The organism is Streptomyces sp. NBC_00490 (genome assembly GCF_036013645.1).
In the GTDB taxonomy this organism is placed as follows: domain Bacteria; phylum Actinomycetota; class Actinomycetes; order Streptomycetales; family Streptomycetaceae; genus Streptomyces; species Streptomyces canus_F.
Genome location: NZ_CP107869.1, coordinates 9,239,471 through 9,253,792 on the forward strand (window position 1 = coordinate 9,239,471; position 14,322 = coordinate 9,253,792).

Annotated in this window: 13 protein-coding genes; 11 read left to right on the forward strand and 2 right to left on the reverse strand. The window is 71.3% G+C overall.

Translation table 11 applies throughout. The annotated features are described in order from the left end of the window. Positions 1–7: 7 nt before the first annotated feature. The 6 genes from OG381_RS42160 (at position 8) to OG381_RS42185 (ending at position 8,268) form a co-directional block, all read left to right on the forward strand. On the forward strand, positions 8–1,138 hold the full coding sequence (locus OG381_RS42160; protein ID WP_327721241.1) for an ROK family transcriptional regulator: 1,131 nt from the start codon (positions 8–10) through the stop codon (positions 1,136–1,138). A gap of 276 nt (positions 1,139–1,414) precedes the next feature. Beyond that, entirely contained in the window at positions 1,415–2,734 is a 1,320-nt protein-coding gene (locus OG381_RS42165; protein ID WP_327721242.1) for an extracellular solute-binding protein, read from the forward strand. 121 nt (positions 2,735–2,855) lie between these two features. After that, the gene (locus OG381_RS42170; protein ID WP_327721243.1) at positions 2,856–3,767 is read left to right on the forward strand and encodes a carbohydrate ABC transporter permease; all 912 of its coding nucleotides are present in this window, start codon (positions 2,856–2,858) and stop codon (positions 3,765–3,767) included. Continuing rightward, on the forward strand, positions 3,764–4,666 hold the full coding sequence (locus OG381_RS42175) for a carbohydrate ABC transporter permease (protein WP_327721244.1): 903 nt from the start codon (positions 3,764–3,766) through the stop codon (positions 4,664–4,666). Before OG381_RS42170 ends, OG381_RS42175 begins: the two co-directional genes overlap by 4 nt. 2 nt (positions 4,667–4,668) lie before the next feature. Next, a complete protein-coding gene (locus tag OG381_RS42180; protein WP_327721245.1) occupies positions 4,669–6,387 on the forward strand; it encodes a hypothetical protein in 1,719 nt (572 codons plus the stop codon). 51 nt (positions 6,388–6,438) lie between these two features. Then, complete coding sequence (locus OG381_RS42185; protein ID WP_327721246.1) at positions 6,439–8,268, forward strand: hypothetical protein; 1,830 nt, start codon at positions 6,439–6,441, stop codon at positions 8,266–8,268. Between the two features lie 58 nt (positions 8,269–8,326). Here the strand turns inward: OG381_RS42185 and OG381_RS42190 are convergent, their stop codons facing one another. After that, on the reverse strand, positions 8,327–9,172 hold the full coding sequence (locus OG381_RS42190; protein ID WP_327721247.1) for an NAD(P)H-binding protein: 846 nt from the start codon (positions 9,170–9,172) through the stop codon (positions 8,327–8,329). 103 nt (positions 9,173–9,275) lie between these two features. Here OG381_RS42190 and OG381_RS42195 point away from each other — a divergent pair, with 103 nt between their 5' ends. Then, complete coding sequence (locus OG381_RS42195; RefSeq protein WP_327721248.1) at positions 9,276–9,641, forward strand: winged helix-turn-helix transcriptional regulator; 366 nt, start codon at positions 9,276–9,278, stop codon at positions 9,639–9,641. Here OG381_RS42195 and OG381_RS42200 read toward each other — a convergent pair. Beyond that, complete coding sequence (locus tag OG381_RS42200) at positions 9,626–10,294, reverse strand: nucleoside/nucleotide kinase family protein (protein WP_327721249.1); 669 nt, start codon at positions 10,292–10,294, stop codon at positions 9,626–9,628. The genes OG381_RS42195 and OG381_RS42200 overlap by 16 nt on opposite strands. An 87-nt stretch (positions 10,295–10,381) precedes the next feature. Here OG381_RS42200 and OG381_RS42205 point away from each other — a divergent pair, with 87 nt between their 5' ends. From OG381_RS42205 to prcB, 4 genes are all read left to right on the forward strand, one after another. Further along, positions 10,382–10,777, forward strand: coding sequence for a YybH family protein (locus OG381_RS42205; RefSeq protein WP_327721250.1), 396 nt, complete (start codon positions 10,382–10,384; stop codon positions 10,775–10,777). 166 nt (positions 10,778–10,943) lie between these two features. Next, positions 10,944–12,419 carry a hypothetical protein gene (locus tag OG381_RS42210; protein WP_327721251.1) on the forward strand — a complete coding sequence of 492 codons (1,476 nt, stop codon included), beginning with the start codon at positions 10,944–10,946 and terminating at the stop codon, positions 12,417–12,419. Next, a complete protein-coding gene (locus tag OG381_RS42215) occupies positions 12,416–13,351 on the forward strand; it encodes a lysylphosphatidylglycerol synthase domain-containing protein (protein WP_327721252.1) in 936 nt (311 codons plus the stop codon). The genes OG381_RS42210 and OG381_RS42215 overlap by 4 nt, the downstream gene beginning before the upstream one ends. Positions 13,352–13,460: 109 nt before the next feature. Continuing rightward, positions 13,461–14,315, forward strand: coding sequence for a proteasome subunit beta (gene prcB, locus OG381_RS42220; RefSeq protein ID WP_327721253.1), 855 nt, complete (start codon positions 13,461–13,463; stop codon positions 14,313–14,315). Positions 14,316–14,322 lie beyond the last annotated feature (7 nt).

Consider the following 14,322-nt stretch of genomic DNA (forward strand, 5'->3'; position numbering starts at 1 on the left):
ACACGACGTGGCGGAAGCCCCCCGTCTGACCGAGAGCGCCAGCGCTGTCTTCGCCGTGCTGGCACAGGCCGGCACGGCTACCCGCCCGCAGCTCGCGAGCCTTGCGGGCCTGTCGAAGCCGACGGTGTCCTCCGCCGTCGCGGAACTCGAGAGCGCCCGCCTCGCCGCCCACTCCGGCACCGCCTCCGGCGCCACCGGGCGCTCCGCCGCCGTATACGGCCTGGGACCGGCCGCCGGAGCGGTGCTCGCCGTCGACCTCGGCCCCGCCCTCACCCGGGTGCGCGGCTGCGCCCTGGACGGCACCCTGCTCGCCCAGGCCACCGGCTCCCGGGACGAGGCCGCGGACGTCGTGCGCGAGGCCGTCTTCGCGCTGCCCGACGGCGCTCCGCTGCGCTCCATCGTCGTCGCCGTCGGTGACGTCACCGCGGAGCAGGACGGCGCGGGAGCCCGCCCCGCCACCGCCAAGGCGGGGCCCGTCTTCGACGCCATGGCCGTCGCGCTGCCGAAGGGCGTCCCGGTCCATCTCGAGAACAACGTCAATTGCGCCGCGCTGGCCGAGCTGCACGAGGGCGCCGCCCGGGGCCGCGCCTCCTTCGGCTATCTGCGGATCGGCGTCGGTATCGGTCTCGGCATCGTCGTCGGCGGCCACGTGCTGCGCGGGGCCAATGGGGCCGCCGGTGAGCTCGCCCGGCTGCCATACCCCTGGGACGAGGGCGTTCAGCCGCGTCAGGAGGCCCTGGAGGAGTACATCGGTGCCCGCTCGCTGGTACGCCGGGCCGCCGATGCCTGGACGGAGGCCGACGGGCCCTGCCCGCGCACCCCGGACGAGCTCTTCGCCCTGGCCCAGGAGGGCCGGGCGGCGGCCCGTACGGTCGTGGACCGGCACGCCGCCGACATCGGCCGCCTGGCCGCCGCGGTGACCGCCGTACTGGACCCCGGACTGATCGTGCTGGGCGGCAGCACCGGCGCCGATCCCCAGCTGCTGGCGGGGGTGCGGGCGGAGATGGCGCGGCTGAGCTGGCCCACCGAGGTGGTCAGCAGCACGGTGGGTGATCTCGGCACCGTCGTGGGTGCTTCCCGGCTCGCTGTGGCCCGGGGAGTCCAAACCGTGACCGATGTGGCGCGGGCCAAGGATTGACGGGTTCCGGCTCGGTCTGCCAATGTCCGGACAAGCGCTTTCTAAGTCGGCCGGGACGCCGGCTTGGAGCGAGCGTCCCGCCCGTACTCGACGTACGGCAACCGCACGAGGGCGTGCCCGTGCGGTGACGGCCATGAAGGCCGGGGATCCTCGCCCGTCAGGATGACGCGGCCGGGCGAGGCCGCGCCCCCGGAAAGTGACTTCTCCTGCAAAATGCACCCGTGCCGCCATGATCGGCGCCGTGCTCCGTCCCCTGCGACGAAAAAGGGATCGAAGATGACCAATGTAGGTGTACGGCGCTCCAGCCGACTCGGCCGCGGCATGCGCCGCATGGTTCCCCTCGCCGCCGTTGCCTCGGCCGGCGCCCTGCTGCTCTCCGCCTGCGGAGGGGGCTCCGACTCGGGCGGTACCTCCAAGTCGCTGACGTTCTGGATCTCGACGGTTCCGGGGCAGGACGCGGGCTGGAAGAAGATGGTGGCGCAGTACAAGAAGGAGACCGGCGTCGCCGTCAAGCTCGTCAACATCCCCTACGACGGCTACACGACGAAGCTGCACAACGCCGCGCAGGCGAACTCGCTGCCCGACGTGGCGGCCGTGCCGGCGCTGGACCCGATCTGGTCGAACAAGCTGATCGACCTCGGCTCCATCGCCAACAACAAGACCAACAAGATCAACGCCAACTTCGTCGCCAAGGACTCGTCCGGGAAGGTGCTGTCCATCCCCTCGGACGTCACCGCGTCCGGCATGTTCATCAACAAGTCCCTCTTCGAGAAGGCCGGTGTCTCCTTCCCGACCTCGCCCTCGAAGACCTGGACCTGGACGGAGTTCATCAAGGCGGCGAACGAGGTCCGGGAGAAGACCGACGCCAAGTACTCCCTGACGTTCGACCAGTCGCCCTCCCGGCTGCGCGCCATGGTGTACGAGATGGGCGGTCAGTACGTCCACGCGGACTCCTCCGGCAAGTTCTCGGTGGACGCGGCGACCAAGAAGGCCGTGAACACCTTCGTCGGCTGGAACGACGACAAGACCATGCCGAAGTCGGTGTGGACCAGCGGTGCCGACCCGTCGGCCATGTTCCAGAGCGGTGACGTCGTCGCCTACTGGTCCGGTGTGTGGCAGGTTCCCGCCTTCGCCGACAGCATCAAGAAGTTCGAGTGGGCGAGCGTCCCGACGCCCGCCCAGCCGGTGCAGGCCAGCGACGTCAACAGTGGTGGCATGACGGTGGGCTTCAACAACAACAAGGACGCGTCCGCCGCCGCGACGAAGTTCCTGTCCTGGCTGTACGAGCCGGCCCACTACCAGGCGCTGTGCGAGGCGTCCGGGTTCCTGCCGGTCGAGAGCGGTCTGAACCCGAAGTACCCCTTCAAGTCCGAGGCGGCGCAGGCGGCGTTCAAGCTCTACAACGAGTCGATCCCGCTCTACGCCCCGATCTCCGGCTACTTCAACAGCGCGCAGACGAACTGGGTGCTGAAGGGCAAGAGCCTCACCGAGGACCCGACCAAGACGGAGCTCGGCAAGGCGATCAACGGCCAGCAGTCGGCCGACAAGGCCCTGCAGAACATCGTGGACGGCTACAACCAGCAGGTCGGCGGCTGATCGTCGGCCACAGGGGCGGGCGGCGGGTCCGACACACCGCCGCCCGGCCCTGGGCGCCGCATGACGCCGGGCCCATGGCGTGAGCCCACCGCAATCCATCCACCAGCACGGAGTCAGGAAGATGACAAAACGCGCCTCGGACGTGTCCGTGAGCCCGCCCAGGAGACGCAGTAAGTACACCCTTGCGCCGCTCGTCCTCATCGCGGCCAATGTCGTGCTCTTCTCGCTGTTCTTCGTCTGGCCGGCGGTGATCGGGCTCGTCTACTCCTTCACGAACTACACGGGCGTAGGGGCGTTCCAGTTCGTCGGTCTGGACAACTACCAGAACCTGTTCGGCGACTCCATCTTCTACGACGCGCTGGGCCGGACACTGCTGTACGCCGTGCTCGTCGTGCCGCTGAACTTCGTGCTCTCGCTGCTCATCGCCAACCTGGTGGTCAGCAAGCAGGCCAAGGGCGCGTCGATCGCCCGTGTCGTCTTCTTCATCCCGTGGCTCATCTCGCCCATCGTCGTGGGCGTGCTGTGGCGGTGGCTGTTCGGCGAGAACTTCGGACTGATCAACTACGTCATAGAGAAGCTCGGCGGGGACCCGATCGCGTGGCAGTCGAACGCGGACCTGTCGCTGGGCGTGGTCGTGATGGCGGGCGCCTGGTGGGGCACGGCCTTCTCGATGCTGCTGTTCATCGCCGCGATCAAGAACGTGCCCACCTCGTACTACGAGGCGGCCTCACTCGACGGCGCGGGCCCCTGGCGCCAGTTCATCAGCATCACCCTGCCGAGCATCGCGCCGACCTCCTTCATCGTCATCCTGCTCAACACGATCAACGCGATGAAGGAATACCCGCTCTTCCTCGCCCTCAACAACGGCGGACCGGGCACGTCGAACAACCTGCTCGTCCAGTACATCTACCAAACCGGCTTCAAAACGGGCCAGATCGGCTACGCGAGCGCCGCGTCGTTCGTGCTCATGCTCATCCTGATGGCCGTCGCGATCATCCAGCTGATCGTCAACCGGCGGATGGAGAACCGATGACCACCACAGACACGCCGCGCAAGATCGACGCCGGTTCCGTACGGGCCGTCTCCAAGAAGCGGCCCCGCGGGGTGAGCAGCGGCGGGCTCCGGCGCGCGGTGCCCGCGACGACACTGCTGTGGATCCTGGCCGCCCTCTACGGGCTGCCGGTGCTGTGGTTCGTCCTCAGCTCCTTCAAGCCGGCGGGAGACCTGTTCTCCCTTCCGCTGACGGTGCTTCCGCACGACCCCACCCTGTCGGGTTACAAGGCGGCGTGGGACAGCGCCAACTTCTCCCAGTACTTCGTCAACACGGCCATCGTGTGCGTGGTCACCACGGTCCTCACCGTGGGAGCCAGCTGCTGCACCGGGTACGCGCTGGCCAAGTACGACAACAAGTGGCTCAAGTTCTTCTTCATCTGCATCCTGGCCACCACGATGCTGCCGGGCGAGGTCATGCTCGCCCCGGAGTTCCTGGTCGTCCGCGACCTCGGCCTCTACAACTCCTTCGGCGGCATCATCCTCCCGGCGGTGCTCACCGCGACCGGCTGCTTCATGTTCCGCCAGTTCTTCCTGACGGTGCCCGACGAACTCATCGAGGCCGCCCGCATCGACGGGGCGCGTGAGCTGTCGATCTTCCTGAGGATCATGGTGCCGATCTCCCGGCCCATCATGCTGACGCTCGCCATCCTGTCGTTCCAGTGGCGGTGGAACGACTACATCTGGCCGCTGCTGATGCTCAACGACCCCGACAAGTTCACCGTGCAGATCGGCATCCAGAGCCTCGTCGGGGCACAGAACATCAACTGGTCGGTGCTGCTCGGCGGATCGGTCATCTCCATGATCCCGCTGATCGCCGTCTTCCTGGTGTTCCAGCGTTACGTCATGAGCGCCGACATCAACGCCGGACTGAAGGACTGACCGTGCCCAGCCCGCTCGACCACGAGTTCGTCCGGTCGGCGGCCCGCGCCGCCGACCGGACGGCCGCCCCGCTGGCGGCCGGCCCCGACGAGGAACCCACCGGCGTGCCGCACCGTGGTCTGGCGCGCCGGGTGAAGACCCTGGTCGCGGCGTACCGCTCCCCGGACTCGGCACTGCACGGCAGCGCACAGGCCGTCGCCGCCGCGATGACCCACCTCCGCGCCCTGCGGTCCGTGCAGACGGCCTCCGGCCTCTTCGCGGGCGGCGACAACGTCCAGTCACCGCCGGACTCCGCCTTCACCGTCAACGACGTGTGCGACGCGCACGTCCTCGCCGCCGGCGCGGGTCCGGAACTGGGCGACGTCACGGCAGCGCTCGCCGAGATCGCCGGCGCCGCCACCGAGAGTCTCCTGACCGGTGGCGTGCACACCCCGAACCACCGCTGGGAGCTGTCCGCGGCGCTCGCCCGTCTGCACCGGTCCTTCCCGGACGACCGGCTGCTCGCCCGCGTCGAGGAGTGGCTCGCCGAGGGCGTCGACATCGACACGGAGGGCCTGTACTCGGAACGCAGTGCCGTCTACGCGTCCATCGTGACCAACCCGGCGCTGCTGTTGCTGGCCGAGGTGCTCGGGCGCACCGACCTGCTGGACGCCGTCGAACGCAACCTTGCTGCGACCCTGGACCTGATCAGGCCGGACGGCACGGTGGAGACCGTCCACTCGCGCCGCCAGGACCAGAGGCTTTCGTTCGCGCTGTGGCCCTACCTGCCGCACTACCGGCTGCTCGCGATCCGCACCGGCCGGGGCGACTTCGCCCGCGCGGCCCGCCTGGCGGCCGCCGACGGCATCGACGACCCCGACCTGCTCGCCCAGACCCTCCTCACCCCGGACCTGTGCCGAGCCCTGCCGGCCCCGGACGCGGAGAAGCTCCCGCGCCACCGGTACCTCCCCACCGCACGCCTCGCCGCGCACACCTCGGCCGCCGCGCACACCGTGGTGTACGGCGGCTCCGACGTGCCCGAGCACCGGCGCATCCGCTCGGGCCTCGCCTGCAACCCCACCTTCCTGCGGCTGTTCGCCGGTGCCGCCGTCCTCGACTCGGTCCGCGTCTCGCGGGCGTTCTTCGACCTGGGCCCGTTCCGTGCCGCCGACATGGAACAGCTCGCCGACAACCGGTACCGGCTCACCCAGACCCTCACCACCGCCTACTACCAGCCGCTCCCGAAGGACCGGAGGCGCGACGACGGCGCCTACCGCCTGGTGGACGAGGGCCGCTTCTCCGCGGCGATGGCCTTCCCCGACCGCCCTCAGGACGAGGTCTCCCACGCGACCCAGGTCGAGGTCGACCTGCGGGAGGACGGGGCCGACCTGCGGATCGACATCACCGGACCACCCGTGCCCTGGGCCCTCGAACTGACCTTCCGCCCGGGTGGCGTGCCCGTGGGCGCCGTACCGATCGGCGACGGACGCTGGTGCCTGACGAGCGGGCCGATGACCTACCGGGTAGGCGACGACGAGATCCGCGTCGAGGCCGACGTCGAGGCGGGCGAACCGTTGGCCGGGCCGGACCGGAGCGACGTACTACGGTACGACCCGGGCCAGGACTACACCGTGGTCGGCGGCACCGATGAGACGGCCGGGAACCGTGTCTACCTCGGTGGAGTCGGCCCGCACACACTGACCGTCGCACTGCGCGCCCGCCGGCCCGCACCTCCCGTGTGACCCCGACGACCCACGCCATGGCCATCTCCGGCATGAAGGGCTGATCCACCCGTGCACCTCCCCCACCAGCGCGGCCCGCTGCACGACCTCCCGGACACCCCGGAGGCCTATGACGCCGTCCTCGCCGACGTCGTCGAGCAGGCCCTGGCCCGGCTCACGCCGGAGGGCAACCTCGAACACCCCGACTGTGTCGACGACATCGGCGACACCTCCCTCGGCATCACCTCGCTCCTCGCGTTCGCCTGGCAGCGCACGAAGGACCCGAGGCTGCCGGAGGCGGTCCGCCGCAGCCTGGCCTTCCATCTGCGGGAGCGGGTGTACGTCGAGGACAACCCCGGCTACCCGAATCTGCGGGTCCGCAACTCCGGCCTGCCGTACGCCCGTTACACCCTCGCGGCAGGCGCGCACCCGATCGGTGACTGGCCCAGCACGGTGTGGGCGCTGCTCCAGGCCGTCAATGTGCTGGGCGCCGCGGACGGACTGGTCGACGACGCGCAGCGCGTCGAGCTGGTCGAGGTGGCGCGCGGCTACTGGCGCTGGCTGACCGAGGCGACGTTCTTCAACCCGCAGGAGGCGGGCAACCAGGCGATCGGCTGCGTCGTGGGCGGGCTGATGCTGGCGAGCCATCTGCCCTCCCCGGAACGGGAGTCGGTCCGCGGGCGGGCCGTGGAGCTGTACGTCGACGAGATCCGCGCCCACCGGGTCCGTGACCGCGGCGCCCTGCTGCCCCCCGAGCACGGTGGCGCCTACGACAACAACTACGGCCCGATCTCGCTGTCCTTCCTCGCCCAGGCCCACCGGGTCAGCGGCGAGGACATCTTCGCGGAGGACGGGGACGCCCTCGCCCGCTACATCGACGCCCGCCTCACAGGCGGCGGCTTCGACAACGGCGGCCCCCGCTACAGCGAGCAGCACTCCGCGTTCGAGTCGGTCCTGGGCCTGCGCTATTTCGGCGCCCGGATCGGCTCCGACCTGGGCCGCTACCGGGGCGACAGCCGCTGGGCCCGGCACGCGGTGAAGGCGGACGGCGGGGTCGACGGGCACTTCGCGTGGATGCTGGTCTGGCAGATCGAGGACACGACGCGCTGGCACCGTACGCCGTCGGCCGCGCCCGCCCGTCACCAACTCCGGGCGGGAACCGTGTCGGTGGCCTTCGACAGCCACATGACGCCGTCGGTGATCGAGGCGGACGGCACGTACTGTCTGCCCGCCGCCGTCGACCGTCAGCACGGGTACGGTCCGGTCGTCGACGGCTTCGTGTTCTGCCGCCCGATGGGCGAGGTCCGGGTCCGTGACGTCCGTGCCGAGGGCTTGGTGGCCAAGCTGGTCACCAAGCCGGTCGTCGGCCGTGACCACGTCCTGCGGCACGTGCGGTCCCTGTACGTCACCGACGGCACGAGCCTGTGGGTGACGGTCGCCGTGGAACGCCTCCTCGGCAGGCCGTATCTGCTCGCCGGGATGCCGTACGCCGCGGACGACGGCGACCGGGTCCGCCGGACCGCCGAGGTCCAGGTCGCCTCCGTCGGTGAACTCCGGCTGACCCACCCGGAGTCGGAGGTCGCCGACCACTTCGACGCCCGTTCGGAGACCACTCAGCAGCAGGCCGCCTTCGCGCTGGCCGCCGACCCCCGCGGTTACGGCAACCCGGACGAGGGCTGGAGCCATCTGGTCTCCTCGACGGCCCTGGAGGCCGACCCGGTCCCGGACGCCCCCGAGGACCTGCATGTGTTCGCTGTGCGCTACGGCCCCGGCGGCACGTTCACGGTGACGGCCGAGCAGGGCGCCGAGGGCCTGACGGTCCGGACCGAGGCGTTCACCGCCGTGATCGGTGACATCGCGGGCGACGCCCTCGGCGAACCGGAGCTGGCGCTGCGCTCCTGAGCCCTTCCGGGGTTCCGCGTCCCAGTCGACGGCGACGTCCAACCCCGTGCGGTAGGTCCTACCGGAACATGGCGGCGTGCCGTCGCGCCCAGTCGGCGAACGTGCCCGGCGAACGGCCGGTGACGCGCTCGACGTCGGGGCTGACGCGCTGTTCGGCGGGGGTCGGGGCGCCCAGGATGTCGAGGGTGGTGTCCACCACGGGCTCGGGCATGAACCCCAGCATCTGCGCGCGGGCCTCGTCCCGGCTCCACTCGACGAACTTGACCGGCTCGCCCAGCGCCTCGCCGAGGGCCGCGGCCTGCTGTCGGGGAGTGACACGGGCGGGGCCGGTCAACTCGTAGACCTGTCCGGCGTGTTCGGCCGAGCGCAGCGTCACCGCGGCCACCGCCGCGATGTCGGCCGGGTCGACCGTGGGCAGTCCGACGTCCCCGAACGGCGCGGCCACGGTGCGCTGCGCGCGTACGGACCCGGCCCAGGCGAAGGCGTTGGAGTGGAAGCCGCCCGGGCGCAGCAACGTCCAGTCCAGGCCCGACTGCCGTACGGCCTCCTCGATGCCTTGCCCGATGCGTCCGTGCGAGTCGGACTCCGGGCGGGTCACGACCCCCTGCGACGACAGCAGGACGACCCGCTCCACCCCGCCGGCCTTGGCGACGTCCAAGAGGTGCGGGACGTCGAGCAGATGGGCGCTGGGACCCCCGTTCTGCAGGAACAGGGCGTCCGCGCCGTCGAACACGGGGCGCAGGCTCTCCGCGTCGACCAGGTCCGCCGGCCGGTGTCGTACGCCGTCCGGAACGTCGGCGGACGTGATCTGCCGGGATGTCGCGACTGCCTCGGCACCGGATTCCGCCAGCGCCCGAACGAGCTCCCGGCCGACGTTGCCCGTTGCCCCCGTCACCACGATCATGAACAACTCCCTTGTGAAACCGGCGTTGTTGCCGATGAAGGGACGCTAACAGCGTGGATATAGTAGGTACCTAGAGGAAAGTGGCTATCCCGGAGGGATGCGCATGAAGGTCGAGACGACCACCGACCCCGCAATCGCCTGTCCCATAAGCCCGGTCGTGGACATCGTGTTCAGCCGCTGGACCACGCCGATCCTGTGGAGCCTGCACGCACACGGACGGCAGCGCTTCGTCGAACTGGAGCGGCGCATCACGAAGATCACCCCGAAGGTCCTCACCCAGCGGCTGCGGCAGTTGGAGCGGGACGGGCTGGTCGTGCGCACGTACCACCCAGAGGTCCCGCCCAGGGTCGAGTACGAGATCAGCGAGCTGGGCCGCAGCCTCGCCCCGCTCTTCGCGCACCTCGCCGACTGGTCCGCCGACCACCTCGACGCCGTCGAGCGGGCCCGGCAGGACTACGACACCGCCTGACGGCCCTTGGGCGTCATGGCCGGCACGATCAGATCCGCCCGGTCCCGGGTCGCCGCCACCAGGTCGGCGTTGCGCTGGTCCGTGCGCTGCACCCAGGCCACGGCCTCCTCGTGTCCCTTGCCGAACTCCTCGTGCCGGGCGACCAGCCGCCGGATCCGCTCCTGTTCGTCCAGCTCGCAGAACCACACCTCGTCCAGCTGCTGCCGCACCCGCACCCAGGCGCCCGTGTCCAGCAGCAGGTAGTTGCCCTCGGTCACCACCAGGCGGGCCGTCGGCGGCACCGGCACGGCGCCCGCGATCGGCTGCTCCAGCACCCGCTCGAAGCCGGGCGCGTACACGATGGCACCGCCCTCCTCGTCCTCCGCGCGCAGCCGCCGCAGCAGCGCCGCGTATCCCGCCGCGTCGAAGGTGTCCGGCGCGCCCTTGCGGTCACGGAGTCCGAGCCGGTCCAGTTCCACGTCGGCGAGGTGGAAGCCGTCCATGGGGACGTGCGCCACCCATGGCTCCCCGCCCGCGTCGAGTTCCCGCACCAGGGTCTGGGCGAGTGTCGTCTTGCCCGAGCCGGGGCTGCCCGCGATGCCGAGGATCGCGCGCCGGTCGCCCCGCGCGAGGGCGCGGGCGCGGATGAGCAGGTCGTCGAATGTCAGCGGCACACCGCAGAGTGTGTCACCCACCGCCGCGCGGGGACCCAGGGCGACGAGGAGGATGGCTGGGGGAGGACACAGGAGGGAGCCGCCACCGTGCCCGACGACGCCGCACAGATCCGTGCCCTGATCACGAACTGGGCCGACGCCGTCCACCGGGGCGACCTCGACGGTGTCCTGGCCGACCACGCCGAGGACATCGTCATGTACGACGTCCCGCCGCCCCACCACGGCATCCACGGACTGGCCGCCTACGGTGCCGCCTGGCCACCCTTCTTCGCCTGGCAGGCCCAGGGCGCCTGCTTCGACATCGAGTCCCTCGACGTCACCGCAGGCTCCGAGGTCGCCTACGCCCACGCCCTCCTGCGCTGCGCGACCCCCGAGGAACTCGCCGAACACCCCGGTCTCCGCCTGCGCCTGACGTTCGGGCTGCGTAAACAGGACGGCCGCTGGCTCGTCGCCCACGAACACCACTCGTTCCCGCACGACTGACGCGACGGTTGCGCCGATAATCGGACGAAATATCGGGCACCTGGCCGAACATCGCGCTGCGCATCGACAGAACGCGGGTTAGTTTGTCCGTGTTTTCTCTATTTCCCCAACGCATGGTCTTGGGGTCTCACAAACCCTGCGACGCGTAGGGGTGAAGGGGTGGACGATGGTGCACGGCGCGAACGCGACGCTCGTGAGTGTGCGACGGCGCGACACGGCGACCGTGCCCGGTACGGTCCGGCACAGGCGCGGTGACCTTCTGCTCGCCGTGGTGGCCGGCGCGTTCGTCCTCGCCCAATTGGCCCTCGTACGCCCATGGATGGGCCTCGGCTGGGACGAGACCGTGTACGTCAGCCAGGTCAGTGCCCAGGCACCCCCCTCCTACTTCAGCGCACCACGCGCGCGGGGCATCTCGCTGCTGGTGTCGCCCATCGCCTCCTGGTCGACGTCCACCTCACTGCTGCGCGTCTACCTGGCCGTGCTGTCGGGCATCGGCCTCTATCTCGCCCTGCGCGTCTGGCGCGGGGTCTTTCCGGCCCGTGTCCTCGCCGGCGCCGGGGCGCTCTTCGCCTCCCTGTGGGTGACGGTCTACTACGGCCCCCAGGCCATGCCCAACTACTGGGTGGCGATCGGCGCGCTGGTCTGCGTCGGCTCCTTCCTGCGCGCCCCGGCCAACCTGTGGGGTGTCGCGGCGGGGGCCGCCCTCATGGCGCTCATGCGCCCCACCGACGCCGTATGGGTGACCCTGCCCCTGCTCGCCCTCACCGTGGCGCTGCGCCACTGGCGCCTGTTCGCCGCCCTCCTCGCGGGAGCCGCCCTCGGGGCCGCCCAGTGGGTGGTGGAGGCGTACCTCAGCTACGGCGGTCTGGAGCAGCGACTGCACGACGGCTCCCGCATCCAGGGCGGACTCGGCTGGAACCTCGCCGTCGACGACCAGATGCGCAGCCTCGTCGGGCGCACCCTGTGCCGGCCGTGCACCGGTTCGATGCCCAACCCCGCGATCACCCTGTGGTGGTACGCCCTTCCGCTGCTCGCCCTCCTCGGCCTCGTCGTCGCCGTCCGGGCCGGGCGCACCGCACGCACGCTCGTCACGCTGGCCTGCGCCGCGTCGGCGGCCTTCCCGTATCTGTTCCTGATCGGATACGCGGCCCCCCGCTTCCTCCTGCCCGCCTACGCGCTGCTGGCCATCCCGGTCGCCGACGGGCTGCTCCAGCTGGTCACCGCGCCGGGCGGCAAGTGGCGACCGGTGGCCACGACCCTGGTCGCGCTCGGGCTGGCCGGGCACCTGGCCGTGCAGTACGCGGTCCTGGACCGCACCGTCAGCCGCAGTACCGCCGACCGGCAGGCCTGGGCGCGCACCGCGGCCGACCTGAACCGCCTGGGCGTCCGGCCGCCCTGTCTGCTCACCGGAGAAGAGGCGCTCCCCATCGCCTACTACGCGGGGTGCTCCTCCGCGGCGGTCAGCGGCCCCAACGCCAACTCCACGGCGGCGGAGATCAAGGACACCGCCCGCCGGATCCCGGTCGCCCACCTCGTCCGGGCGCACCGCGGCCCGGCCGGGTACGCGCGCGACTGGACCGCGTACCGGATCGACGGGCTCGAGGTGCGGATCGGGCCCGCGGGGGAGGACGGCGGCCCATGACGTCCGAACCGGTCGTCGTCGCCCCGAGCCGAAGACGCGTCTACTGGCACAGCGCGCTCACCCTCGTCGTCCTGGTGGGTACGGTCTGCCTCGCCCAGCGGCACTGGCCGGTCCTCGAACGCGGGGCCGTGCGGCTCGCCGTCGCCGACCAGGGCTGGCTGCTGGTGGGCGGTACGGCCGCCGCCGCGACCTGGGGCTGCGCGGCGCTCGCCCAGCAGGGCGCGGTTCTCCGGCACCTGCCCCAAGGGCGGCTCGTGGCAGCGCAGTTCGCCGCCTCCGCCGCCAACCATCTGCTGCCCGCCGGGCTCGGCGCGGGCGCGGTCAACCTGCGTTTCCTCATGCGCTGCGGGCTGTCGGCCGGCCGCGCGGCGACCGCCCTCGCCGTCAAGGGCACAGCCGCCGCGGTGGTGCGGGTCGTCCTGGTCGTGGCGCTCGCACTGGCCTGCCCGGGTGTGCTGCGGTTCCCGCAGCTGTCCGGAGCGATCCTCGTCGCCCTCCTCGCCGCCGCGGTCTGCGTGGCCGGCGTGCTGGCGTGGCCGCGGTGCCGGCGCGCCCTGGCCGCCGTCGCCGCCGACATCCGGGCCGTGCACGCGAACCCGCCCCGGGCGGCCGCTCTGTGGGGCGGTTCGCTGGCCTTCGCCGCCCTGCACGCCCTCGTCCTGATCGCCGTCACACAGGCCGTCGCGCTCCCCCTGCCGCCGGCCCGGGTGGCGCTGCTGTATCTCGCCGCCAGCAGTGCCGCCGCCCTGCTGCCCACCCCCGGCGGCCTCGGCTCCCTCGACGCCGCCCTGGCCTTCGCCCTCACCACCGCGGGCGCCCCGGCCGCCGCGGCCGCCTCCGCCGTTCTCGGCTACCGGCTCCTGACCGTGTGGCTGCCGCTGGTGCCGGGCCTGGTGGTGCTCGGCGTGCTGGTGCGACGCAAGGCCCTGTGAGCACAACAGGTGCGTCCCGGGCGTGAGTGGTGATCCCGGGCGGGTGTTTCCCGTCCGTTCGCTTCTGGTAGGACTCGGATGTCGGACCGGGGACACGAGGGGGAGCGTCATGACGGAGAGCGAGCACGGCGGACGGCTGGGGGAGGAGTTCTTCACTCCGGGAAGCGCGTCCTTCACCGAGTTCCTCCGCTCCCACCGGCCCGCCCTGCTGCCCACCCGCAGACCCTTCCCCGACGGAGTGCGCGCCGCCCCCGACCGGTTCCCGCACGGCACCACCGTGCTGGCCCTCACCTACCGCGACGGCGTGCTGATCGCCGGCGACCGCAGGGCCACGATGGGCAACCTCATCGCCCAGCGCGACCTGGAGAAGGTGCATCCCGCCGACGACCACACCGCCGTCGCCTTCGCGGGCACCGTCGGTCTCGCCCTGGACATGGTGAAGCTGTACCAGGTCGAGCTCACGCACTTCGAGAAGATCGAGGGCGCGCCGATGTCCCTCAACGCCAAGGCCCGGCGCCTGGCGAACATGATCCGGCAGAACCTCGGCCAGGCCATGCAGGGCCTCGCCGTCGTCCCCCTCCTCACCGGCTACGACCACACGGCCGACGACGGCGAGCAGGGACGCATCTTCAGCTTCGACGTCGCCGGGGGCCTGTACGAGAAGCGGGACTTCCACGCCGAGGGCTCCGGCTCGCCGTACGCCCGCGGTGCGCTGAAGAAGCTGTTCCAGCGGGGCATGTCCCGGCGCGATGCCGCGCTCGCCGCCCTCCAGGCCCTGTGGGACGCGGCGGACGACGACTCCGCGACCGGCGGCCCCGACCTCAACCGGCGGATCTTCCCGATCGTCTCGGTCATCACCGAGGACGGCTTCGAGCGGCTGCCCGAATCGGAGACCGAGCAGCTCACCCGGGAGATGGTCGAGCAGCGCGGCAGCCGTCCGGACGGCCCGAACGCCACGGCCTGACGCCCCG

Excerpts from the sequence above, each read along its gene's own strand:
- prcB (WP_327721253.1), top strand. The coding sequence starts at position 13,461 with ATGACGGAGAGCGAGCACGGCGGACGGCTGGGGGAGGAGTTCTTCACT.
- OG381_RS42170 (WP_327721243.1), top strand. The coding sequence starts at position 2,856 with ATGACAAAACGCGCCTCGGACGTGTCCGTGAGCCCGCCCAGGAGACGC.
- OG381_RS42190 (WP_327721247.1), bottom strand. The coding sequence starts at position 9,172 with ATGATCGTGGTGACGGGGGCAACGGGCAACGTCGGCCGGGAGCTCGTT.
- OG381_RS42210 (WP_327721251.1), top strand. The coding sequence starts at position 10,944 with ATGGTGCACGGCGCGAACGCGACGCTCGTGAGTGTGCGACGGCGCGAC.
- OG381_RS42215 (WP_327721252.1), top strand. The coding sequence starts at position 12,416 with ATGACGTCCGAACCGGTCGTCGTCGCCCCGAGCCGAAGACGCGTCTAC.
- OG381_RS42195 (WP_327721248.1), top strand. The coding sequence starts at position 9,276 with ATGAAGGTCGAGACGACCACCGACCCCGCAATCGCCTGTCCCATAAGC.
- OG381_RS42165 (WP_327721242.1), top strand. The coding sequence starts at position 1,415 with ATGACCAATGTAGGTGTACGGCGCTCCAGCCGACTCGGCCGCGGCATG.
- OG381_RS42175 (WP_327721244.1), top strand. The coding sequence starts at position 3,764 with ATGACCACCACAGACACGCCGCGCAAGATCGACGCCGGTTCCGTACGG.